Here is a 23,028-nt window from a genome sequence, read left to right on the forward strand (position 1 = left end):
CGCCTTTTTGTAGTCTTCTTCTATCATAGCATACTTAGTGAATGGGTTTACGCACGTTTTCCTTTCTGGTATGCGGCGCTTTCCATTAAAAAAGAGGTGCACTCTTTCATGAGATACACCTCCCTGCCTTTTTAAGAGTGAGCAGCTGCACTCACCTTTGATAAATCAAACGCATCATGCAGCGCTTCAACTGCTTTGACCATATCATCTCGGCCAACCACTGTTGAGACTTTGATTTCAGACGTACTGACCATTTTCACTTGTATGTCTTTTTCCGCTAACACAGCGAACATTTCAGCGGCTACGCCTGGATTTGAGACCATACCAGATCCAACGATAGATACTTTGGCTAATTTGCTTTCTGTCTCGATCTGCTCGTAGCCAAGCGCTCCTTTATATTCTTCTAATACTTCAACTGTTTTGGACAAATCATCCGTTTTCACAGAGAAAGAGATCGCCGTCTGATTGGTGCTTGTGACGGACTGAATGATGATATCGACATTGATATTTTGCTTCGCAAGCGTCGTAAAGATGGTCGACAATGTGGTGAGACCGCTTGAAAGACCGCACACCGTCACGCGTGTAATCTGATCCTCAAATGCAATGCCTCTGACGACTAAATTTTGTTCCATGGATGATTCCTCCTCAATTAACGTACCCGATTCATTTTCAATACTAGAACGGACTTCTAGTGGGACTTGATAATTTTTTGCAAATTCAACAGCTCTCGGATGCAAGACGCCAGCTCCTAAATTAGCCAGTTCGAGCATCTCATCGTATGAAATACCTGCAAGTTTCCGCGCGGATGGTACATAACGCGGATCTGTCGTAAACACTCCTGGTACATCTGTGTAAATATCACATTTATCAGCCTTTAATGCGGCAGCAAGTGCCACAGCCGTTGTATCTGATCCACCGCGTCCAAGTGTTGTGATATGTAAGTCATCTGCAATTCCTTGGAAGCCAGCTACAACAACGACTTTCCCCGCACTTAATTCCTCTTTTATTCTTGATTCATCAATATCCACGATTCTTGCGTTACCATGTACTTGCTCTGTTTTCATACCAGCCTGCCAGCCTGTAAAGGAAATGGCATCATAGCCTTTTGCTTGCAGCGCCATCGTTAATAAGGAAATGGTCACTTGCTCTCCAGTTGCGAGCAGCATATCCATTTCTCTTTTGCTTGGATGATCTGTGAGTTCTTTCGCTAGGTCTACTAGAACATCCGTAGATTTACCCATTGCCGACACAACCACAACCACATCATGTCCGGCCTCGCGTTCAGCGATGACTCTCTCTGCGGCATTGCGAATTTTTTCTGTTGATCCAACGGACGTTCCGCCAAATTTTTGTACAATTAGTCCCATGTCTACCACCCTTTTTCAAAAGATCACGTGTGAGAGAAGAGGCAAGAAGCGGCTTTGGAGACTGCCTGCTCACTGCAAATAAAAAAGCAATGAGAGAACAGATCTCCCATTGCTTTAAAATCATCATTAAACGATGCAAACAATGAGATAGCCCTCCAAGAAATATATTCTTGACAGCCCTACATTTCTTCAATGTACAGCCAGCGAATAAAATGAGTGGATTTTATTCACTTCGGCGACGCTCCCCTTTCAGCCCTCTTCCTAGATCCCATCGATCTCTGAAGGCTTACTCTTGAAGTTCGCACCTCTATCTTCAACAAACAACACGTTCATTTATTAAATTTAGTCACAATCTTAACAGACTTTTGGAAAAAGTACAATCTATTTTTTTAATGCTTCCATTAAAAGTTCGGCCGTCTGTTTCGGGATGCCAGCCTCCTGAAAGTCTTGGATAGAGGCTTCTTTCATCTTTTTCACAGAGCCAAAATGTTTAAGAAGCTGTTTTTTACGCTTTTCTCCGATACCTGGTACATCGTCTAAAATAGATTGAAATGCATTTTTTCCGCGCAGCTGCCGGTGAAAGCTAATAGCGAACCGGTGCACTTCATCTTGAATGCGCTGCAATAAATAGAAGGCCTGGCTATTCCGCTCCAGCGCAACAATTTCAAGTGTATCTCCCATCATGAGATTCGAAGTTCTGTGTTTTTCATCTTTCACAAGACCTGCCACTGGGACAGACAGATTCAATTCATTTTCAAGCACATCTATCGCTGCATTGATCTGTCCCTTTCCTCCGTCAATTAAAATTAAATCTGGCAGCGGCAGCTCATCCTTTAACACGCGGGTATATCGCCTTCTAATGACTTCACGCATAGATGCATAATCATCTGGCCCTGTGACGGTTTTAATTTTGTATTTTCGGTATTCCTTTTTATACGGCTTCCCGTCCTGAAAGACGACCATGGCAGAAACCGGGTCTGCACCTTGAATATTCGAGTTATCAAATGCTTCAATCCGGTACGGCATATAAATATTTAGTGCATCCCCAAGCTGCTTCACCGCACCAATGGACCGCTCTTCATCACGCTCAATGAGTGAAAATTTTTCTTTTAAGGCGATTTTGGCATTTTGATGGGCAAGTAAAAGCAAATCCTTTTTCTTTCCTTTTTTCGGCTGATGAACGTTCGTCTCGAGCAATTGTTCAATCATCTCTTGATCTACGCTGTCTGGCACCAAAATTTCCTTCGGCAGAAAGTGATTGTTCTTTGCATAAAATTGCCCCATAAACGTGAGGAACTCTTCCTCAGGATCTTGATACATAGGAAATAGGCTGACATCGCGTTCAATCAATTTCCCCTGCCTGATGAAGAAGACCTGGACACACATCCAGCCCTTGTCATAGGCATATGCAAAGACATCTCGATCTGATAAATCACTCATCGTCATTTTCTGTTTTTCCATCGTTGAGTCGATGTAAGCGATTTGGTCTCTCAGTTCTTTTGCCCGTTCAAACTCTAATTGTTCGGCGGCTTCCTGCATCTTTTCGTTTAGTTCTTTTTTGATTTGCTGATGCCCTCCGTTTAGAAACCTTGTGATTTCGTCCACGAGCTGCTTATTCGTTTCTTCAGAAATGTCATACACACACGGCGCGAGACATTGTCCAAGATGATAATATAGACAGACGCGATCAGGAAGGGTTGCACATTTTCTCAGTGGATATAAACGGTCGAGCAGCTTCTTCGTTTCTCTGGCTGCTTGTACGTTCGGGTATGGTCCGAAATATTTCCCTTTGTCCTTTTTCACATTGCGGGTGACGATCAGCTTAGGATGCCGTTCATTCGTAATTTTAATAAAAGGATACGTTTTGTCATCCTTAAGCATGACGTTGTATTTTGGGTCGTATTTTTTGATTAAGTTCAGCTCTAAAATGAGTGCCTCGATATTAGAAGAGGTGACAATGTATTCAAAGTCCTCAATTTCACTGACAAGCCGCTGCGTTTTGGCGTCATGAGATCCCGTGAAATAAGAGCGCACTCTATTTTTTAAGACCTTTGCCTTTCCCACATAAATGATTGTATTTTGTCGATCTTTCATTAAGTAGCAGCCTGGTTGATCTGGCAAGACCGATAGCTTTTCTTTGATCAGTTTGTTCATATTTTCATCCGTCCTTGTTTTCCTCTTTCACTCCTTCTAGTGTATCACGAACATTTGTTTTATACCATGTTGAAAGAAAAGCGGCTCTCGTCTTTACGAGAACCGCTTCATTGAGTATGCCGCTCAGGCATAGACAGGTTTATAGATGTTTGTTGACAAGTTCAGCAAGTGCTTCTTTTGGTTTGAAACCAACAGATGTTTCTACCACTTCACCGTCTTTTAAAACAAGAAGTGTTGGGATACTCATCACGCCGTATTTACCAGCAGTTTCTTGGTTATCGTCTACATCAATTTTTACAATTTTCATTTTGTCGCCCATTTCTTGATCAAGTTCTTCAAGAACTGGAGCAATCATTTTACATGGTCCGCACCATGGTGCCCAAAAGTCCGCAAGAACAACACCTTCTGCAGTTTCTTGTGAAAATGTTGCGTCAGTCGCTTTTACGATTGCCATTATTCATTCCTCCAATGTAAATTATGCTTTTTAGTATAGCATCTACCAATGTGACTTGCGAATGAAATGCTTACGAATCATTTTTTATGAAATGAATTAAAAAACAAACCGTACAATCGCACCAATGACAACAATTGCACCGATAATCATGAGAATCGTTCTAAGCATATAAATAACTCCCTTTCCGCTTATGCCCCAACATCCTGCTCATCAAACATCTAAATATGCGATCAAGCCAGATCGACCGTGATCATCACCACCGACATTGGCGGCAGATCTATGGTTAATTCACCGGGTTTTACAGCAAATTGCTGAAACTCTGCTGGCTGGACAGCATGAGGATCATCAAATGTGTTGTGCGCATTCATGCGGTCCGCTGTCAGCACGCGGCCCGTGACTTTCGTTTGAGCATCCAAACCTTCAATGGCAAGGGATACTTCGTTTTGTTCATGCGGATTCAGGTGACAGAAGCTAATATGCATCTTATCTGACGAACGCGAAGCTGACACACTAACCTGAGGTATTTTTTCTCCTCTGCGTTCATAAGGCGTTGACACAAACTCCACTTCAAGTGCTTCTTCCTCTTGATGCACTTGAAACATGTGAAACACATGATATGTTGGCGTCAGGAGCATCTTTTCGTCTTCCGTTAACACCATTGCTTGCAGAACATTGACCGTCTGGGCAATATTCGCCATATGAATCCGCTGGCAATGACGATGAAATATATGAAAATGAAGGGCACAAACAAGGGCGTCTCTTAGTGTGTTTTGCTGATACAAAAACCCAGGATTTGTCCCTGGCTCTGGGTCATACCATGTTCCCCATTCATCAATAATCATCCCGATTCGCTTGTCTGGGTCATAACGATCCATGATCTCTCCATGATCCACGACAAGCCGTTCCATCTCATAGGCTTTTTTCAACGTGATAAACCATTCATCCTCATCAAATTCAGTCGCTGACCCTTTTTTCTCCCACGTACCAGGTACAGTGTAGTAATGCAAACTGAGTCCATCCATCCAAGGTGCGGCCCGCTCCATTAATATTTTTGTCCAATTCACGTCATTTGAATTTGCGCCGCACGCGATTTTGTATATCGTCTGACCCGCAAACTCTCTCACATACGTTTGATAACGTTTATATAAATCTGCATAGTATTCAGGCGTCATATTTCCGCCGCAGCCCCAGCTTTCGTTGCCTACACCAACATAGGTCAGCTTCCAAGGTTCTTGTTTTCCATTTTGAATACGCCAATCAGACATAGGTGTTCCCTTTGGAAATGTGATGTACTCGACCCATTCTGCTAATTCTTGAACAGACCCGCTTCCCACATTCCCGCAAATATAAGGCTCACATTCAAGCAGCTCACACAGCTTCATAAATTCATGCGTACCAAATGCATTGGATTCAACCGTGCCGCCCCAATGAGTGTTCACCATCGGCTTTCGTTCACTGAGATCACCTACACCATTTGCCCAATGATACTCGTCTGCGAAGCAGCCGCCTGGCCACCTAAGCACCGGAATATGTAATGCTTGAAGGGCCTTTAGCACATCGGTACGAATTCCCTCAATATGATCAATCGATGAATCTTTTCCTACCCAAATCCCGTCATAAATCCCTCTTCCTAAATGCTCTTGAAAGTGTCCATAGATGTGTTTAGAAATACGTCCGATCACGTCATTGACTTTTACTGTCCCCTTCACTTGTCAACCGCTCCTTTGTTTATTGATTACATACAAAAAAACCCAGAATACCTAGGCATTCTGAGTGTATGAGCGTTACGAGTGGATATTCATCTTTTTTAACTCTTCATTCAAAAGCGGTACCACTTCAAACAAATCACCGACGATTCCATAATCGGCAATTTTGAAGATCTCGGCTTCTGGGTCTTTGTTAATCGCAACAATGACTTTACTGTTAGACATTCCGGCTAAATGCTGAATCGCCCCTGATATCCCGCACGCAATATAGAGATCAGGTGTGACGACCTTGCCTGTTTGCCCAATTTGCAGGGCATAATCACAGTAGTCTGCATCACAGGCGCCACGCGAAGCACCGACTGCTGCGCCCAGCGTTTCGGCGAGTTCATTCAGTGGTTCAAACCCTTCCTTGCTCTTGACCCCGCGTCCCCCGGCGATGATGACCTTTGCTTCAGATAAATCTACACCTTCTGACGTTTTTTTAATGACTTCCTTCACAATCGTTCGCAGGTTCTGAATATCGACAGAAACCGGTGTTATTTCTCCGCTTCGTGAGGCATCCCGCTCAAGAGGTGCCACGTTGTTTGGCCGTATGGTCGCCAAAAGCAGACGATCTGTTGAAATCACTTTTTCGAAGGCTTTACCAGAGTAAATCGGTCTAGTGAAAACGAGGTGTTCTCCGGTAACGCTTACATCAATCGCATCTGAAATTAGGCCAGTCTGCAAGCGTGCAGCTATTTTCGGCGACAAGTCTTTTCCGATAGACGTATGGCCAAAGAGTACGGCATCTGGGTCAACCTGATCTAATATCGCTTGAAGCGCCTGCGCAAAACCATCTGACGTATAGTATGAAAGGTGCGGATGCTCCACAATCATGACATGATCCGTTCCATAGTAAAGCAGTTCATCCGCTTGGTCTTTGACGTCATCCCCTATTAACACGCCAATGACTTCACCGCCATCTGCCACTTGATGAGCGGCAGCAATGGCTTCAAATGTCACATTTCTTAATTTACCGTCACGACTTTCTCCAAGTACAACAACTTTTTTACTCATCTTTCAAGTTCCCCCTTGTTCTCGTGATATCGTAAAGTGGATAGTTAGATGACCTTTGCTTCGTTTCTTAGTAGATCTGTCAGTTCTTTGACTTGATCCTGAAGCTCACCGCTGAGCACCTTGCCACCCTCTTTTTTCTCCGGTAAGAAACGTTCAATTGTTTTGATTTTATATGGCACATCGTCTTCATCAAGATCTAAATCATCAAGTTCCACTTCTTCTAAAGGCTTTTTCTTTGCCTTCATAATGCCTGGTAATGATGGATAGCGAGGCTCATTGAGACCTTGCTGGGCAGTGACGACAAGCGGGAGCTCGGCAGAAATCACTTCCACATCACCTTCTGCATCTCGTTCAATCGAAGCAGAGCCGCCGTCAATTTGAATACTTGTAATCGTTGTGACATATGAAAAACCAAGTAATTCAGCAAGACGCGGGGCAACCTGTCCAGAGCCCCCGTCAATTGCCACATTCCCTGCTAAGATTAAAGAAGCCTCTTTGTCTTTTAAATAGTGGTAAAGAATCGTAGAAGCTGAATATTGATCCCACTCTTCTAAGTCGTCTTCCACATTTAATAAAACGGCTTGATCGCAGCCCATAGCGAGCGCTGTTCTCAGCTGCTTCTCCGCATCCTCACTGCCAACTGTCACAACGGTCACTTCTCCCCCGTGCTCGTCACGAAGCTGGATGGCTTCTTCTATGGCGTACTCGTCATAAGGATTAATAATGAACTCTGCTCCATCTTCTTGAATTGCACCAGACTGAATGGAAATCTTCTCTTCCGTGTCAAACGTACGCTTCATCAAAACAAATATATTCATCCATTTCTCCCCCTTGTGTCGTTCTAATCCCTTATTCCCCTTTAAAGTTCGGTTTGCGCTTTTCGATAAAGGCTTGGATGCCTTCTTTGGCGTCATTCGATTGGAAAATTTCACCGAACTTTTTGGCTTCCAGCTTCATTCCGCCATCATATGAATACAATTTTGTTGCGTTCAATAAATCCAGCACATACTCGAGTGATTTTGGGCTTTTCGTTGCAAATTTTGCCGCAAGTGTTTTGGCTTCTTCAAGCGCCTCTTCCTCTGTTTCTGCCAGCTTTGAAACAAGTCCGCAGGCGAATGCTTCTTCACCTGTAATCGGTTCAGCTGTACCCATCATTTCCAGAGCTTTAGCCGAACCAACATAGCGCGGCAGGCGCTGCGTGCCGCCGAATCCTGGAATGATGCCGAGGTTTAGTTCCGGCAGTCCAAGCTTCGCATCTTTTGTTGCGATTCGGATATCACAAGACATTGCAAGCTCAAGGCCCCCGCCTAATGCAGCTCCGTGAATCGAGGCAATGACTGGTTTTGGACATTGCTCAATCCGTTCAAAGACCTGCTGCCCTCTGTCTGCAAGGCTTGAATAGTCAGACTCTTCCTGTAACGTCGTAAATTCCTTAATATCAGCACCTGCTGAGAAAAATCTTCCTTCCCCGTGGATCACAATGGCTCTTACTTCTTCATTCTGTTCGAGCTGATCAAACTTGTCATTAAGCTCGGTGAGAAGTTGAGAAGATAAGGCGTTTGCTGGTGGATGCTGAATCGTGATGAGCGCTGTTTGCCTTTCATGATGTAAGCTAAGTATCTTTTCCATGTCAATCATCCTTTTTCACATTGTCTTTAAGATTGATGAATTCCGTTTAAGAGTAGATCACGTACGTTTTCTGCGAGTGCAGGAAGATCATACTTTTGATCATTCATGACCCATGTTGTCGCGGTTTCATCAATCGTCCCAAATACCATTTGTCTCGCTAAGCGGACATCTAGATTTTGTCTGAATTCTCCTGTTTTCTTTCCTTCTGCTAAAATCGACTCGAGCATATTTAAATACCCTTTCAGCACCTCATTGATTTTTTGCCGCAGCTCAAGGTTTGACTGCCTAAGTTCAAGCTGTGTCACAAGAGCCAAATGATGATTTTGCGCAAGCATACGAAAATGCTCCTCAATCAGCAGTAAAAGCTTTTCTTTCGCCGACGGTTTCTTTTGAATATCTGTTTCCATTCGTTCGATGAATTGTCCCATTTTTTCTTTGAACAATGAGATCAAAATATCCTCTTTATTTTTGAAATAAAGATAAATGGTTCCGTCTGCTACCCCTGCTTGTTTCGCAATCTTTGAAACTTGTGATTGATGATAGCCGTTCTCTGCAATCACCACAACTGCTGCATCAATAATTTGCATGTACTTCGGTCTTTTCTGCTTCAATGTGCTTCGTCCCTTTCTAAATTGAATGAGTATTCATTCATAACTTTATGTTAAAAAGAAACGGGCGATTTGTCAAGTGATCTTCTTCTTTCTTTTCCACCTTTAGCATAACAGAGCAGGCGGTCATCATTCAAATCATCCGGCCGGTGGACCGGATGATGCAGACCGTTATGTTTTCGGTTGATCGGCAGGCGTTTCAGATGAAGAAGCGTGCTTTCTTTTTTCTTCTTCAATTAATACTCTGCGCAAAATCTTCCCGACGGCTGTTTTAGGCAGTGAATCTTTAAATTCATACACGCGCGGTACTTTAAATGAGGCAATTCTCGTTCTAACAAAGCGATCAAGTTCATCCTCTGTTAAGTAGGCACCCTTTTTCGGCACAACAAATGCTTTCACTGTTTCTCCTCTGTACGGATCTGGAATACCTGCGACGACGACTTCTTGTACAAGCTCATGCTCATAAAGGGCTTCTTCGACCTCTCTTGGGTAAATATTATAGCCGCTCGCTATGATGACATCTTTTTTCCGGTCGACGATATAGAAAAAACCGTCCTCATCCATATACCCTATATCTCCGGTGAAAAACCAGCCATCTCGTAATACAGCCGCTGTCTCGTCTGGCTGATTCCAGTATCCCTTCATGATCTGCGGCCCTTTGACAATGATTTCTCCATGCTCATATGGTTCTTTGAGGCCTCCAGTTTCCTCGCAATAAATACCGGCATCTGTATTAGGCCACGGACACCCAATGCTGCCTGTTTTGTTCGCTCCCCATAAAAAGTTAGCATGGGTGACGGGTGAAGTTTCTGAAAGACCATACCCTTCCACTAAGCGTCCTCCTGTTAATTTTTCAAAGCTTTGTTTGACTTCTACAGGAAGTGCCGCTGAGCCGCTTAGACATGCAGTGATGGACGACAGGTCATACTTTTCAATGTTCGGATGATGCAGCAAGGCGATATACATTGTTGGTGCGCCTGGAAATAGCGTCGGTTTCTGTTTTTCAATGGTTTTGAGGGTATCTGCGACATCAAAGCGTGGAAGAAGAATCAATTGATGCCCTTCTTTGACAGCAAGGTTTAAGACGGTCGTCATTCCGTATACATGAAAAAACGGAATGATGCCAAGGATGCGTTCTTTCCCCCTGGTCGTTTTGTACATCCAGGAAGCGCACATTTCAGTATTCGCTAAAATATTTTCATGTGTGAGCATGACCCCTTTTGGTAAACCGGTCGTTCCGCCTGTATATTGCAAAACAGCGACATCCTCTTTCGGCTCAAAGGCAAGTGCGGGAATTTGCTGTTCACCTGCCGATTCTTTCGTGATCTGCGAGAAGTGATGAATGGTGTCATTTTTCTCCACTTGGATGACCATTTTATTTTTTCTTCTTTGCACAATAGGAAACAGTATGTTTTTCGGGAATGGTAAATAATCTTGTAGTTTGGTAATGATTAAGTGTTCTATACTTGTCAGCGCTTTCATTTTATAAGCCTTTGGATACAACAGATCTAGCGTGATCAGCACTTTGGCGCCGCTGTCCTCCATTTGATATTCCAGTTCTTTCTCTGTATAAAGCGGGTTTGTTTGAACAACGATGCCGCCTGCTATTAAAACAGCATAATAAGAAATGACCGATTGAGGGCAGTTCGGCAGCATGATCGCTACTCTGTCGCCTTTTTTTACGCCAATTTTCATCAGATGACTGGCTAGTTTCAATACGTCTTTTTGCAGCTGTTCATAGGTGATGTTCTTTCCTAGAAAATGAATGGCTGTATGCTCAGGTGCAGCCTCTGCGGAACTGAATAAGTAAGATTGTAATGTTTCATTTGGGATGGTGAGTTCGTGGGGAATTTGATTCGGGTAATGCAGAAGCCAACGTTTATCTGACTGCATAAAAACCCTCCTTCCTGAACTTTCGTACTATTTTATTATAGCAAACTTTTCCTTAGGACAGTTTGCTTTTTTCTAATAGAGCTTGGTTCAATTGCACACTTTTACTTTTTCGCCGGTGTTTCTATAGAGGCTCTTTTTCCTTCATGATGCCACTGTTCATATAAACCGCCGATTGCACGAAATGACTTGTTGACTCTTTCCACGATCTGTTGATGGATACTAGGGTCATTCGGTAAATGCGTCTGGATGTTGTCGACTTGATGCTTCCTCATCATGTCAATGTAAACCGTGAGAAAAATGGTGTCTTCTAAAATCCAGTAAATAACTTCATCCGCCACTTTTGTTCTTTTATGCAGCATTTTCATCCCTCGTTCATATTGAATGAGGATATAACCACTCGAATCGATCTGAATATAGGGACTCAAATCATCAAAAAATCCTGACGTTTGAAATGGACGTGCAATATACGGTTCGTATATGTCTCTTGGAAGGGATGTCATTTGAAGACAAGTATCAATGCGCTTGATTAGTTCGCCTTTTTGCAGAATGTGCTTCATGTCATTCGCCGCCTTTGATGAGATAAAAGCTGCCAAGGGGTTCCCTGACAGCTCTCTAACGTTGTTTTCTTCATTTCACAGGAACAGATAAACGGCACCAATGACCGCAAAAGTGCAGGCAACTACGATTAATACTTTTGCTAGCTTTTCCATGTCGTCTCCTTAAATGCCGGCTGCTACTACGTAAGACAGCCCAACTGAAATGATGAGTGAAATAAACCCGACCGCTCTATTATCATTTTCAATCTCTTTGTCTACTTTAAATCGCGGTGTTAAAAATTCAAAAATGAAATAGCTGACAAGCAGCATCACAAAGCCGTATACGCCCCATCCAACCATTTGAAGAAGGGAATTGTGCTGTGCGATGGAATGCTGAAACACATTCGCAATCCCAAAGATCTTCCCGCCTGTTGCCATAGCAACAGCTAAGTTCCCCCGCTGGATCTCTTCCCAGTTTTTATAAGAGGTGACGAGTTCAAAAATGGTTAGAAATAAGACGAGACATAGGACGGCCACGCTGTAATAGGCGGCAATTTCCACAAGTTCATTTTCCCAAAAGGCTTTCATGCGTTTTCTCCTTTTTACTTTAATTCGACGATGGTGACGCCTGATCCTCCCTCACCTTGTTCGCCAAAACGAGCATTTTTCACACTTCGGTGCTGTTTCAGTAATTCCTGAACCCCTTTTCTGAGGGCGCCAGTTCCTTTTCCATGAATAATCGACACGCGCGGATAACCAGCTAATACAGCATCATCTAAATATTTTTCGACTCTGCTTAAGGCATTTTCATAACGCTCTCCTCTTAAATCGAGCTCAAGCGAGACATGATAGTCTTTCCCTTTGACTGCCGTGATGGCTTTTTCTTGCTTAAATTCAGGTGCTGATTTGATAAATTCCATGTCTTTTTCTTTTATTTTCATTTTCAGAATGCCCATTTGGACACTCCATTCTTTGTCACCTGTTTGTTCAAGCAGCGTTCCTTTTTGCCCGAAGGTGAGCACTTTGACTTCGTCGCCTGACTTCAGCTGTCTTACTGCTTTTTTCGCTGGCTCTGGCTTTTTCTTCCGGTCAAACTCAGGTACCGCTTCTTCAAGACGCTTTCTCGCATCGATGAGTTCATGCTCTTTGAATGAGCGGTGTTCACTTTTTATCGAACGGAGCTCTTGAATGATATCTTCTGCTTCTTTTGATGCTTGTTCAATTTTCTCTTTCGCTTTATGTTCAGCTTCTTCAAGCAGTTTATCCTTTTGCTCATTCCATTCAAGAATTTGTCTTTGCAATTCTTTATGAAGCTTTTCTGCTTCTTTTCTATAGACTTCTGTCTCATGCAGTTCTTCTTCTGCTTGTTTCTTGCTATCTTCTAATGACGCAATCATTTGGTCTACTTCATTATGCTCTGCATGCATATCTGCTTTTGCCCGGTCTATGAGGTGGTCAGGCAAACCAAGACGTTTGGAAATTTCAAATGCGTTACTTCGTCCAGGCACACCGATGAGCAGGCGGTACGTTGGTGATAAAGTTTCAATGTCAAACTCCACGCTTGCATTCGTGACGCCTTCCCGGTTATACCCATATGCCTTCAGCTCGGGATAATGAGTCGTTGCGATGACGCGTGCATTAGTTTGATGCACTTCATCTAAAATGCTCATCGCAAGTGCCGCACCTTCAGCTGGGTCTGTTCCTGCCCCTAATTCATCAAATAACACGAGTGAGTTAGATGTCAAATGCTTTAAGATATCTACAATATTGACCATATGAGATGAGAACGTACTCAAGCTTTGTTCAATGGACTGTTCATCTCCAATATCAGCAAAGACTTGGTCGAACACAGCCACTTCAGAGCCTTCTTCAACTGGAATATGGAGGCCCGCCTGTGTCATCAGCGTCAGAAGACCCAGCGTTTTTAAGGTAACTGTCTTCCCCCCTGTATTTGGTCCAGTGATCACGATCGTTGAAAAATCTTTGCCGAGCTCAATATCATTTGCGACAACTTGATCCCGAGGCAATAGAGGATGTCTTGCTCGTTTTAAATAGATCTCTCCTTGATCATTCACAGCAGGCTTTGTGGCTTTTTCTGCCTTTGCATATTTAGCTTTAGCAAAAATAAAATCTAGCGTCTGCAGCTCCTTTACATTGTGAAGCAGTTCCCCAATGTGCTCTGACACGCTCTCTGTCAGCATTTGGAGGATCTTTTCAACCTCTTGCTTCTCTTTTAAACGGGTTTGCTGCAAGGTGTTATTTACATCCACGACCACTTGCGGCTCAATAAAAAGTGTTGCCCCAGATGATGATTGGTCATGAACAATTCCGCCGTAATTCGAGCGGTACTCTTGTTTCACCGGAATAACAAACCGATCATTACGAATGGTGACAATTGTGTCTGACAGCATTTTCGAAGCCGATTGTGAACGAATCATCGATTCTAATTTATCACGAACCTTTGATTCTAGTGAGCGTAATTGAATGCGCAATGAACGAAGTGCAGGGGTTGCATGATCAAGCACTTCTCCATTATCACCAATACAGCTTTCGATTTCTTTTCTGATTTCAGGCAGTAATATCAGCGTCTCAGCATATGTATGAAGGCGCGGTATGTCTACTCCATCTTCATACATGGACGTGAGAAAGTGCTTCATATTTTTCACCGCATATAATAGTCCTGCGATTTCCATCAGCTCAGGTGGGCTTAATGTACTGCCGATTTCTGCCCGTTTCACTGCGCGTCTAATATCCGTTAACCCGCCAAATGGCGCAGACCCCTTTAAGCGAATCACATCTTGTGCTTCTGCTACCTCTTCCAGCAAATGCTGAATGGTTTCTATATCCGTCAGAGGTGTTAAATCCTGCGCTCTTTCTTTTCCTAATGTGGATGCGGTATAGGACATCACTTTTTCTTTTACTTTATGAAATTCTAATGATGCTAACACTTTTTGTTGCAGCATGGTCCAGCCTCCTAACGACTACCTGTCACGCGTTAAAAACTTTTTGATCTCGTTTAGAGTAAAAGTATTCACGACATTTGCTTTTGGTGTCCAGCCTTTTCTTGCAGCTGTTACACCGACTTCCATATGTTCCAGCATGGCGATGTTGTGCGCATCTGTATTGATCATGATGTTCACACCCGCTTCATTTGCTTTCATTAAATGCTCTGTTTTCAAATCAAGTCTTGACGGATTACTGTTGAGCTCAAGTGCAGTGCCCGTTTTCTTCGCAAGCTCTATGAGCTGATCTATATTTAGGGCATAGCCATCCCGTCTGCCGATCAAACGGCCTGTTGGATGTGCAATTAAATCGACATGCTGATTTCGCAAGGCATTTTCAAGGCGTTCCATAATGACTTCCTCCGGCTGAGAGAAGCTAGAATGAATAGACGCAATGACAAAATCCATGTCTTTTAAAAAGTCATCATCATAATCTAACGATCCATCCGGCAGGATATCCATTTCGACCCCTTTGAAAATGTGAAAATGCTCGAATTCCTGATTAAGCTTGTCAATTTCTTTAGCTTGCAGACGCAAACGTTCTTTTGTTAAACCGTTGGCTACTTTTAAATATTGCGAGTGGTCTGTAATGGCCATGTATTCATAGCCTTTTGCGATACATGCTTCCGCCATTTCACGAATAGAGAATGCTCCGTCACTCCATGTCGAGTGCATATGAAGGTCGCCTTTGATATCTTTCAGTTCTACAAACTGCATACTTTCTTTATACGTATCAATCTCCGCTCCGGTTTCACGAATTTCTGGCGGAATGAGCGGAAGTTGAAAATGCGCATAAAAAGCGCTCTCGTCTTCAAACGTTTTCACTTCTCCAGTTTCAATCGTTTCCACACCATATTCGCTAATGCGCTCTCCGCGTTCCTTCGCAAGCTGACGCATTCGAATATTGTGATCTTTTGAGCCAGTGAAATGGTGCAGCGTAGTCGCGAATTGGTCTGATGTCACAAGCCGGAAGTCCACACTGATCTCAAAATCAAGGGCAAGAATGACAGATACCTTCGTATCACCGCTTGCGATGACATCTTTCACATCATCAAGTGCAACGAGCTGCTCTCTTACTTGCTCAGGATCATCTGTCGCAATGATATAATCTAAATCTTTCACAGTTTCACGTGCACGTCTTAAACTGCCAGCTCTTGAAAAACGGATGATACCTTTCGTCTCTTCAAGCGCATGATCAATCCGCTCTGCCACATCTAATGCAAAGCCAATTGGCAGTCGTTCCGGCTGCTTTCCCGCTTCCTCAAGAGCCGCGAGAATCTTTTCTTCTGTTTTTTTGCCAAAGCCAGCAAGTGCTTGTACCTTTTCCGCTTCGCATGCTTCTCTTAGCGACTGTGCATCGTGGACGCCAAGCTCTTGGTAAAGCTTAGCGATCTTCTTCCCGCCAAGTCCTGGTAATTTTAAGAGCGGGACAAGTCCTTCAGGCACTTCCTTTTTTAATTGTTCCAGTGTTTCTGATTGTCCTTTTTCGATATACTCAGTGATCACAGCAAAGGTTCCTTTACCAATGCCGGGTAATGCTAATAGATCATCTATTTGAGAAAGGCTGCGGTCATCTTGTTCCAGTGCCGCTGCTGCTTTACGAAAGGCAGAAATCTTAAAAGGATTATCTCCTTTCAGCTCCATATATACTGCAATTGTTTCAAGAAGTTTGATAATATCTTTTTTATTCATCTCTCATCCTCCAGCCGCTTTGGCATCTTCCTTTATAAATATACAAACTTTTCCTTCATCCTACAACTTTCTGTCATGGAATGAGAAAAAACTTCTCCAAGAAAGGAGAAGTTTTTAAACTCCATACGTCGTCCATAAGTCTTTGACAAGACTGGACAGATAAGGGGTGTTGCCTACGATCACATCTGCTAATATGGATTTGCTCATCATTGTTTGCAGTGCATCGACTGGAAGTAATGCAGCGACAAACAAGAGAATAAACACAAATAGATAGGTTTCAAGAAATCCTAAAACACCGCCAAGCAGTTTGTTGACCTGCTTAATCACAGGTATACTTGCAATGGTTGTGAGCAATCCGCCAATGATGGCGAGCAGGATTTTGGTCAAGATAAACAGAATGATAAACGCAATGGTATTATAATAAGCTGTTTCTAGATTCCCACTAAAGAAAGCGAGCTGCGCTTGACCGCCGCTAAAATTAGGCGCTGGAATCCACGTAAGCTGTGGTGCAAGTGACTGATAAAACATGGAAGCCACTAAGATAGAAACAACAAAGCTGATCAATTTAATCAATTGAAGAATAAACCCACGTTTTAGACCGACAAGCGTTCCCATAAGAAGCAAAAACAAAATGATGATATCGATCACGGTAATTTCATTCCTTTTCTTTAAGCTGAATCTCTAGTTTTTCGTATTGCTCTTTTAATTTCAAGTAGTCGTGGACGACATTGACTGCTGTCAGTACAGCTAATTTGTTTATATCAAGGTATGGATTTTTTTCATTTATTTCTCTCATTTTATCATCAACAATTGAAGCAACGTGTCGCATATGCATCTTCGTTTCTTGACCGATGATCGTATAGGACTGTCCGTAAATCTCAACTGTTGTTTTCGTTTTACCGCCGTCAGACAACGTTTCTCCTCCATTCCACGAGAATCCTAGTCTCTATCATAACATGTTTAGACATTGAATGGAAAGACGAGCCCTTCCCTGTTATGGTACACTTTAGAAATCAATGATATCAAGGTAAAAAGGAGTTATCCACTGTGCCCCAATCCGTCTTAAAAGCAACATCAGAAGACCTTAAAAAGATGAAGAGCGCGTATGCGCACCACTTAACTGATACTTTACCACCAGGCGCCCTTTTTCAAGCAAAGGTTCCTGGCTGTACGATTACAGCCTATCGATCTGGAAAAGTGCTGTTTCAAGGACAAAAGGCAGAAGCTGAAGCCAGTCAATTCAGCCATTTAAAAGCAGCTGATACGAAAAGTCAAAAAGCACCTGCTGTCACAAAATACAGTCCGCCGTCAGGAATTGCTTCTATGTCCGTCATCGGTTCAGATGAAGTAGGAACAGGTGATTATTTTGGACCGATGACGGTCTGTGCCGCCTATGTTGATGCCAGCCAGCTTGCTCTCATGAAAGAGCTTGGCGTAAAAGACTCAAAAGGTCTAAAGGACCCGCAGATTATCAATATTGCCAAAGATCTCATCAAAACCATTCCGTTCAGCCTTCTCGTGCTCCGAAATGAAAAGTACAATGCGATGCAGGAAAAGGGCATGAGTCAAGGAAAAATGAAGGCGCTCCTTCATAACCAAGTCATTACCTCTGTGCTAGAAAAACTAGACGGGAAGCAGCCCGAAGCCATTTTGATTGACCAATTTGCAGAACCGGGCATTTATTTCAAGCATCTTGCAGGGAAAAAAATCATTCGGGAGCGGACGTACTTTAGCACGAAAGCAGAAGGCATTCATTTGTCAGTTGCTGCGGCTTCCATTATTGCAAGGTACGCCTTTTTAATTGAAATGGATAAGTTGTCAAAAGCAGCAGGCTTTGACATTCCAAAAGGAGCCGGTCCTCATGTGGACAAGGCGGCAGCGAAGCTCATCAAGCTGCACGGCGAAGATGCTTTACGTCAATTTACAAAGCTGCATTTTGCCAACACACAAAAAGCGAAAAAATGGTTATAAAAAAGAGCTAATGCCCATAAGGCCATAGCTCTTTTTTCTTTAACCGCGCAAGACGGCTTGATACGTATCTTCTAATGCTTTCAATACTTTTGTATGAACAGCCGTCACTTCTTCCTCTGTCAATGTTTGCTCCGGATTTAAATATTGGAGAGAGAATGCAACGGATTTTTTGCCTTCTTCCATATGTTCACCCTCATACACATCAAAGACGGATAGGTCTGTCAATAAATCCCCGCCTGCCTCATAGATGACCCGCTCCAGCTGTCCGCTTGAGATATGCTGATCTACAACAAGTGCAATATCTCTTGTCACAGCAGGGAATCTCGGAATCGCTGTATATTTCATATCCTTCGATTCAGACGTCATCACATCTGTTAAATCAAACTCGAAAACATATGTTTCTTTTAAATCTAATTCCTTTTCAATGACTGGATGCAGTGCAGCAACAAACCCAATGACTTTTCCATTTAAATGAACATCTGCTGTACGACCTGGGTGAAGACCCTCACGCTCTGCTTGAACATATGTGATTTGGTCTGATACACCAAGCTTTTCAAATAGACCTTCTGCAATTCCTTTCGCTACATAAAAATCGACGGCTTTTTTCTCGCCCTGCCAAAGATTTTTATGCCATAAGCCTGTCAGCGCACCAGCGACATGCTCTTTTTCCACTGGTTTTTCTCCTTCAGCTTCTGCTAAGAACACAGAACCCGTTTCATAAAAGCCAAAGGAATCAGCTTGTCTTGCCAAGTTATATGCAACAGAATCAAGTAAGTTTGGCAGAAGACTTTGTCTGAGCACACTTCGTTCTTCACTCATTGGCAGGGAAAGTCTCGTTTTATAAGCTGGATTCAGTGCAAAAGCTGTAGACTTATGCTGATTTGTCAATGAATACGTGATCGCTTGAGAAAGACCTGCGCCTTCTAAGAAACGTCTGACCTTCCTGCGCTTCACTTGGTACGGCGTGAGACCGCCAACTGTACCAGCTGTCGCAGGCAGTGTAGACGGAATATTATCATAGCCGTATAATCTGGCAACTTCTTCAATGAGGTCTTCTTCAATCGTGATATCCATTCTACGAGAAGGAACCGTTACGACAAGAACGTCATTTGATTCGCCCACTGTAAAACCAAGTTTGTTGAAAATTTGCATCATATCTTCTTTTGAAATGCTCATGCCAAGCACCTTATTCACACGCTCAGTTGATACGTGGATGACATTCATACTTGCTTCAAGGTGGTTTTCCTCCACAGTCCCGCTTAGCACTTCACCACCTGCATAGAGACTGATCAATTGCGCTGCTCTTTCGGCTGCAGGTTTTGTACGCTGCGGGTCAAGTCCTTTTTCAAATCGTGTGCTTGATTCACTGCGAAGCCCTAAGTCTCTAGATGCTTGACGGACCGTTTGACCGTTGAAATATGCCGCTTCTAAAAGAATCGTTGTCGTCTCATCACGCACCTCAGATTCAAGACCGCCCATGACGCCTGCTACAGCGTGCGCTTTCGTCCCATTAGTGATCACTAGATGCTTTGATGACAATGTACGTTCTTGTTCATCCAGTGTTTGAATGATTTCGCTATCAGACGCTTTACGTACGACCACCTGCTTTGAACCAAAGCGGTCATAATCAAATGCATGAAGCGGCTGACCGTATTCAAGCAGTACAAAGTTTGTAATATCGACGACGTTGTTAATTGGTCGAATGCCTGCATTCATCAATCTTGTTTGAATCCAAAGCGGTGCTGGTCCAACCTTTACATTTTTAATGATCTTCGCTGCATAAAGTGGATTTGCTTCTTGATCCTCAATTTTCACAGAGATATAGTCTGCTGCTTTTTCTGAAGAGGTGTCATGTGCTGTATCAGGAAGTTTGATGTCTCTCCCTAAAATGGCTGCAACCTCATAGGCCACACCGAGCATATTCAGGGCATCCGCACGGTTTGGTGTTAAACCAAGCTCAAGTACCGCATCGTCTAATTGAAGTGCCTGAAGAGCATCATCTCCGGGTTTGACGTCATTTGGGAAAACAAAAATGCCTTCTGCATATTCCTTTGGTACGAGTTTGCTTTCTACGCCTAATTCTTGCAGAGAACAAATCATGCCATGAGACTCTTCGCCACGCAGCTTTGCTTTTTTAATTTTAAAGTTCCCTGGAAGGACTGCGCCAACCGTTGCGACGGCCACATATTGTCCTTTATCCACATTCGGAGCCCCGCAAATAATTTGCACTGGAGCGTCTTCGCCGATATCAACAAGACATTTGTTTAATTTATCCGCATTTGGGTGCTGTTCACGCTCAATGACATGTCCAACGACAACCCCTTTGATGCCTTCTCCTTTATATTCAACGGCTTCCACTTCAATTCCGCTTCTTGTGATCTTTTCTGCTAATTCATCCGGCTGAATGCCTTCTAAATCGACATAGTCTTCTAACCATTTATATGAAACAAACATGTTGATTTCCTCCTCTTAGTCCTGCTTGAATTGCTTTGTGAATCTAATATCATTTGTGTAGAAATGGCGAATATCATCAATGCCGTATTTTAGCATCGCAATACGTTCAACACCCATTCCAAAAGCAAAGCCTTGGTAAGTTTCTGGATCAAATCCGCTCATTCTCAGGACATTTGGATGAACCATCCCTGCTCCTAAAATCTCAATCCAGCCTGTTCCTTTACATACTGAACAGCCCTTTCCGCCGCATTTAAAGCAAGACACATCCACTTCGACAGATGGTTCTGTGAATGGGAAAAAGCTTGGACGCAGTCTAATTTCACGATCTTCACCAAACATTTTTCTTGCGACTGTCTCAAGCGTTCCTTTTAGATCACTCATGCTAATATTGTGATCGACAACAAGGCCTTCAATCTGCATGAATTGATGTGAATGAGTCGCGTCATCACTGTCTCGTCTATATACTTTCCCAGGGCAGATGATCTTCACAGGACCTTGTCCTTTATATTTTTCGAGTGTACGTGCTTGAACTGGTGACGTTTGTGTTCTCATCAGTGTATCCTCGGTAATATAGAAGCTGTCCTGCATATCACGTGCTGGATGCTCCTTTGGAAGATTCAGCGCTTCAAAGTTATAATAATCCGTTTCCACCTCAGGACCTTCCTCAACGGTATAGCCCATACCAATAAATAAATCTTCAATATCTTCGACAACAATCGTTAATGGATGTCTTGCCCCCATTTTGATTGGACTTGCTGGCAATGTGACATCGATCGTTTGAGATGCAAGTTTTTTCTTCACTTCTTCTTTTTCCAGCTGCTCATTTTTTTCAGCAATAGCATTTGCAATCTGCTCTCTTACTTCGTTTGCGAGTGCGCCCATTTTCGGTCTTTCTTCTGCGGAGAGCTTGCCCATTCCACGAAGCACCTCTGTGATCGGGCCTTTTTTCCCTAAATATTGAACACGAATATCATTAACTTCTTTGAGCGAGCTAGCTGCTTCAACCTTCGCTATCGCCTCTGTTTCAAGCTGTTTTAACGTTTCTTGCATGAGTGTAATCCTCCTTTTGATATACAAAACCGCCTGGATAAACGGCTGTTTGATCGTTTGAAGACAATAAAAAAACCCGTCCCTCTAAAAAAGAAGGGACGAGTTGTGGTCGCGGTACCACCCTTGTTGAGCACAAATGCATGTGCGAATAAGCTTCATTGACATAACGGAATCAAACGAATCCGGTTCACCTTTACGCAAAGCTTGCGGTCCCGGTGACAACTCCAGAGGTGAATTCCTGTTTCAGCATTCCTTAAATGCACTTTCAGTCTACGATGCATTCTCCCTTTAAGGCCGCTTCTTGAAACAATCTTCCTCTATCATGGTTTTTAAAATATTATTTTCATTATAGTGAAAATAAGCGCATGTTGCAACACTATCCACGCAAATGATAGACGAGAACTGCCGCCGCAACAGCCACATTTAATGATTCTGCCTGACCATACATCGGCACATATAAATTCTGGTCTGTCATTTGCAGAATCTCTTGGTCAATACCTGCACCTTCATTGCCAACAATTAATGCAAAAGGACCTTCTGCCGTTACGCTTCTATACGCTTTCGCATTTTTCAAGGCGCTTCCGTATACAGGTATGCCTTGCTCCTTACATGCTTGTATTGCCTGCTGAAGGGTTTGCTTTAAAATTGGCAGGTGGAAATGCGATCCTTGTGCTGAACGGAGCGTTTTTCCGTTAAACGCATCGACTGTTCCATTACCTAAGATCACAGCATCAAGACCAGCGGCATCTGCTGTCCGAATGAGTGTGCCTAGATTTCCTGGGTCCTGCACTGCATCTAACAGAAGAAGTCGTTCATACTTCTTTTCTTCAAATACAGGAACTGTACAAACCGCCGCGATGTGCTGAGGCGTTTCCGTTTCGGTCATGGCAGAAAAGGCTTCCTCGCTCAGTTCATAAAGTTCAATGTCAGGATCGATATGAGAAGGAAGCTTATCAGGCGATGTGACCATTAATTCTTTCACAACACCGCTCTTCAATGCTTCTTCGACTAAGTGTATTCCCTCAACGAGAAACAGCCCCGTTTTCGTACGTTCTTTTTTCGCATGGAGCTTTTTCCACTGTTTAATGTTTGTGTTTTTAGCTGATTCTATATATTTCAAGCGATTTTAACTCCTTTAAATATCATGAATTTATTATATCTCATGCACACTACATAATAAACCTGTCTTTGAGACAGAATAGAGCTATTACCATCAAAAAAGGAGTGTGGGCAATGGATTTTAATTTAAGAGGCGCAGTCATTCAAAACATCACTGGCCATAATCAAGAGCAGCTTGAACATACGATTTTAGATGCCATTCAAAGCGGCGAGGAAAAAATGCTGCCAGGCCTTGGCGTGTTGTTCGAGGTGCTATGGCAAGAAGCATCAGAAAACGAGAAGAACGAGATCCTCGAGACACTAGAGCAAGGCTTAAAGCCTCATCAGCAGCAATAAA

General features: G+C 43.1%; 20 protein-coding genes and 1 riboswitch. Of the genes, 2 read left to right on the forward strand and 18 right to left on the reverse strand.

All coding sequences use genetic code 11. The features are described 5' to 3' along the window. Window positions 1–131: 131 nt before the first annotated feature. The 15 genes from C6Y01_RS08420 to zapA form a co-directional block, all read right to left on the reverse strand. Window positions 132–1,367 (reverse strand): aspartate kinase, encoded by a 1,236-nt coding sequence (locus tag C6Y01_RS08420; protein ID WP_034661766.1) that lies wholly within the window; start codon window positions 1,365–1,367, stop codon window positions 132–134. 140 nt (window positions 1,368–1,507) lie between these two features. Next, a riboswitch (Lysine riboswitch) is annotated at window positions 1,508–1,685 on the reverse strand. Between the two features lie 63 nt (window positions 1,686–1,748). Beyond that, window positions 1,749–3,521, reverse strand: a complete 1,773-nt coding sequence (gene uvrC, locus C6Y01_RS08425) for an excinuclease ABC subunit UvrC (protein WP_106038047.1) — start codon at window positions 3,519–3,521, stop codon at window positions 1,749–1,751. 139 nt (window positions 3,522–3,660) lie between these two features. Continuing rightward, window positions 3,661–3,975: a thioredoxin gene (trxA, locus tag C6Y01_RS08430; protein WP_007501629.1), complete on the reverse strand. Its 315-nt coding sequence runs from the start codon at window positions 3,973–3,975 to the stop codon at window positions 3,661–3,663. 230 nt (window positions 3,976–4,205) lie between these two features. Continuing rightward, window positions 4,206–5,684: an alpha-N-arabinofuranosidase gene (locus C6Y01_RS08435; protein WP_034661770.1), complete on the reverse strand. Its 1,479-nt coding sequence runs from the start codon at window positions 5,682–5,684 to the stop codon at window positions 4,206–4,208. A 75-nt stretch (window positions 5,685–5,759) separates the two neighbouring features. Then, window positions 5,760–6,737 carry an electron transfer flavoprotein subunit alpha/FixB family protein gene (locus tag C6Y01_RS08440; protein ID WP_106038048.1) on the reverse strand — a complete coding sequence of 326 codons (978 nt, stop codon included), beginning with the start codon at window positions 6,735–6,737 and terminating at the stop codon, window positions 5,760–5,762. A gap of 44 nt (window positions 6,738–6,781) precedes the next feature. Continuing rightward, window positions 6,782–7,555: an electron transfer flavoprotein subunit beta/FixA family protein gene (locus tag C6Y01_RS08445; protein WP_060596961.1), complete on the reverse strand. Its 774-nt coding sequence runs from the start codon at window positions 7,553–7,555 to the stop codon at window positions 6,782–6,784. A gap of 31 nt (window positions 7,556–7,586) precedes the next feature. Further along, entirely contained in the window at window positions 7,587–8,366 is a 780-nt protein-coding gene (locus C6Y01_RS08450; RefSeq protein ID WP_106038049.1) for an enoyl-CoA hydratase, read from the reverse strand. Window positions 8,367–8,392: 26 nt separating this feature from the next. Then, on the reverse strand, window positions 8,393–8,977 hold the full coding sequence (fadR, locus tag C6Y01_RS08455) for a fatty acid metabolism transcriptional regulator FadR (protein ID WP_003216590.1): 585 nt from the start codon (window positions 8,975–8,977) through the stop codon (window positions 8,393–8,395). A gap of 168 nt (window positions 8,978–9,145) precedes the next feature. Continuing rightward, window positions 9,146–10,867 (reverse strand): AMP-binding protein, encoded by a 1,722-nt coding sequence (locus C6Y01_RS08460; protein ID WP_106038050.1) that lies wholly within the window; start codon window positions 10,865–10,867, stop codon window positions 9,146–9,148. A 101-nt stretch (window positions 10,868–10,968) separates the two neighbouring features. Then, the gene (locus C6Y01_RS08465) at window positions 10,969–11,424 is read right to left on the reverse strand and encodes an immunity 63 family protein (RefSeq protein WP_106038051.1); all 456 of its coding nucleotides are present in this window, start codon (window positions 11,422–11,424) and stop codon (window positions 10,969–10,971) included. Between the two features lie 162 nt (window positions 11,425–11,586). Next, a complete protein-coding gene (locus C6Y01_RS08470) occupies window positions 11,587–11,991 on the reverse strand; it encodes a DUF350 domain-containing protein (protein WP_007501637.1) in 405 nt (134 codons plus the stop codon). 14 nt (window positions 11,992–12,005) lie between these two features. Then, window positions 12,006–14,363 (reverse strand): endonuclease MutS2, encoded by a 2,358-nt coding sequence (locus C6Y01_RS08475; RefSeq protein WP_106038101.1) that lies wholly within the window; start codon window positions 14,361–14,363, stop codon window positions 12,006–12,008. A 21-nt stretch (window positions 14,364–14,384) separates the two neighbouring features. Next, window positions 14,385–16,097 (reverse strand): DNA polymerase/3'-5' exonuclease PolX, encoded by a 1,713-nt coding sequence (gene polX, locus C6Y01_RS08480; RefSeq protein ID WP_066030574.1) that lies wholly within the window; start codon window positions 16,095–16,097, stop codon window positions 14,385–14,387. A 114-nt stretch (window positions 16,098–16,211) separates the two neighbouring features. Then, complete coding sequence (locus tag C6Y01_RS08485; protein WP_034661786.1) at window positions 16,212–16,745, reverse strand: CvpA family protein; 534 nt, start codon at window positions 16,743–16,745, stop codon at window positions 16,212–16,214. Window positions 16,746–16,752: 7 nt separating this feature from the next. Beyond that, on the reverse strand, window positions 16,753–17,010 hold the full coding sequence (zapA, locus tag C6Y01_RS08490; protein WP_012010831.1) for a cell division protein ZapA: 258 nt from the start codon (window positions 17,008–17,010) through the stop codon (window positions 16,753–16,755). Window positions 17,011–17,189: 179 nt separating this feature from the next. On the opposite strand from zapA, the gene rnhC reads away from it, so the two are divergent. Continuing rightward, window positions 17,190–18,068 (forward strand): ribonuclease HIII, encoded by an 879-nt coding sequence (rnhC, locus tag C6Y01_RS08495; protein ID WP_045210067.1) that lies wholly within the window; start codon window positions 17,190–17,192, stop codon window positions 18,066–18,068. A 39-nt stretch (window positions 18,069–18,107) separates the two neighbouring features. Here rnhC and pheT read toward each other — a convergent pair whose 3' ends face one another. From pheT to C6Y01_RS08510, 3 genes are all read right to left on the reverse strand, one after another. Further along, a complete protein-coding gene (pheT, locus tag C6Y01_RS08500; RefSeq protein WP_106038052.1) occupies window positions 18,108–20,522 on the reverse strand; it encodes a phenylalanine--tRNA ligase subunit beta in 2,415 nt (804 codons plus the stop codon). 15 nt (window positions 20,523–20,537) lie between these two features. Further along, window positions 20,538–21,572 carry a phenylalanine--tRNA ligase subunit alpha gene (pheS, locus tag C6Y01_RS08505; protein WP_106038053.1) on the reverse strand — a complete coding sequence of 345 codons (1,035 nt, stop codon included), beginning with the start codon at window positions 21,570–21,572 and terminating at the stop codon, window positions 20,538–20,540. Window positions 21,573–21,948: 376 nt separating this feature from the next. Next, window positions 21,949–22,692: a TrmH family RNA methyltransferase gene (locus C6Y01_RS08510; protein WP_034661796.1), complete on the reverse strand. Its 744-nt coding sequence runs from the start codon at window positions 22,690–22,692 to the stop codon at window positions 21,949–21,951. Window positions 22,693–22,805: 113 nt separating this feature from the next. Between C6Y01_RS08510 and sspI the strand changes: the two genes are divergently transcribed. Then, window positions 22,806–23,027 carry a small acid-soluble spore protein SspI gene (gene sspI, locus C6Y01_RS08515; RefSeq protein ID WP_003216243.1) on the forward strand — a complete coding sequence of 74 codons (222 nt, stop codon included), beginning with the start codon at window positions 22,806–22,808 and terminating at the stop codon, window positions 23,025–23,027. The last annotated feature ends 1 nt before the right edge of the window (window position 23,028 follow it).

This window comes from Bacillus sp. NMCC46, assembly GCF_002998465.1.
In the GTDB taxonomy this organism is placed as follows: domain Bacteria; phylum Bacillota; class Bacilli; order Bacillales; family Bacillaceae; genus Bacillus.

Excerpts from the sequence above, each read along its gene's own strand:
- C6Y01_RS08420 (WP_034661766.1), bottom strand. The coding sequence starts at position 1,367 with ATGGGACTAATTGTACAAAAATTTGGCGGAACGTCCGTTGGATCAACA.
- uvrC (WP_106038047.1), bottom strand. The coding sequence starts at position 3,521 with ATGAACAAACTGATCAAAGAAAAGCTATCGGTCTTGCCAGATCAACCA.
- trxA (WP_007501629.1), bottom strand. The coding sequence starts at position 3,975 with ATGGCAATCGTAAAAGCGACTGACGCAACATTTTCACAAGAAACTGCA.
- C6Y01_RS08440 (WP_106038048.1), bottom strand. The coding sequence starts at position 6,737 with ATGAGTAAAAAAGTTGTTGTACTTGGAGAAAGTCGTGACGGTAAATTA.
- C6Y01_RS08445 (WP_060596961.1), bottom strand. The coding sequence starts at position 7,555 with ATGAATATATTTGTTTTGATGAAGCGTACGTTTGACACGGAAGAGAAG.
- C6Y01_RS08450 (WP_106038049.1), bottom strand. The coding sequence starts at position 8,366 with ATGGAAAAGATACTTAGCTTACATCATGAAAGGCAAACAGCGCTCATC.
- C6Y01_RS08460 (WP_106038050.1), bottom strand. The coding sequence starts at position 10,867 with ATGCAGTCAGATAAACGTTGGCTTCTGCATTACCCGAATCAAATTCCC.
- C6Y01_RS08465 (WP_106038051.1), bottom strand. The coding sequence starts at position 11,424 with ATGAAGCACATTCTGCAAAAAGGCGAACTAATCAAGCGCATTGATACT.
- C6Y01_RS08470 (WP_007501637.1), bottom strand. The coding sequence starts at position 11,991 with ATGAAAGCCTTTTGGGAAAATGAACTTGTGGAAATTGCCGCCTATTAC.
- polX (WP_066030574.1), bottom strand. The coding sequence starts at position 16,097 with ATGAATAAAAAAGATATTATCAAACTTCTTGAAACAATTGCAGTATAT.
- rnhC (WP_045210067.1), top strand. The coding sequence starts at position 17,190 with ATGAAGAGCGCGTATGCGCACCACTTAACTGATACTTTACCACCAGGC.
- pheT (WP_106038052.1), bottom strand. The coding sequence starts at position 20,522 with ATGTTTGTTTCATATAAATGGTTAGAAGACTATGTCGATTTAGAAGGC.
- pheS (WP_106038053.1), bottom strand. The coding sequence starts at position 21,572 with ATGCAAGAAACGTTAAAACAGCTTGAAACAGAGGCGATAGCGAAGGTT.
- sspI (WP_003216243.1), top strand. The coding sequence starts at position 22,806 with ATGGATTTTAATTTAAGAGGCGCAGTCATTCAAAACATCACTGGCCAT.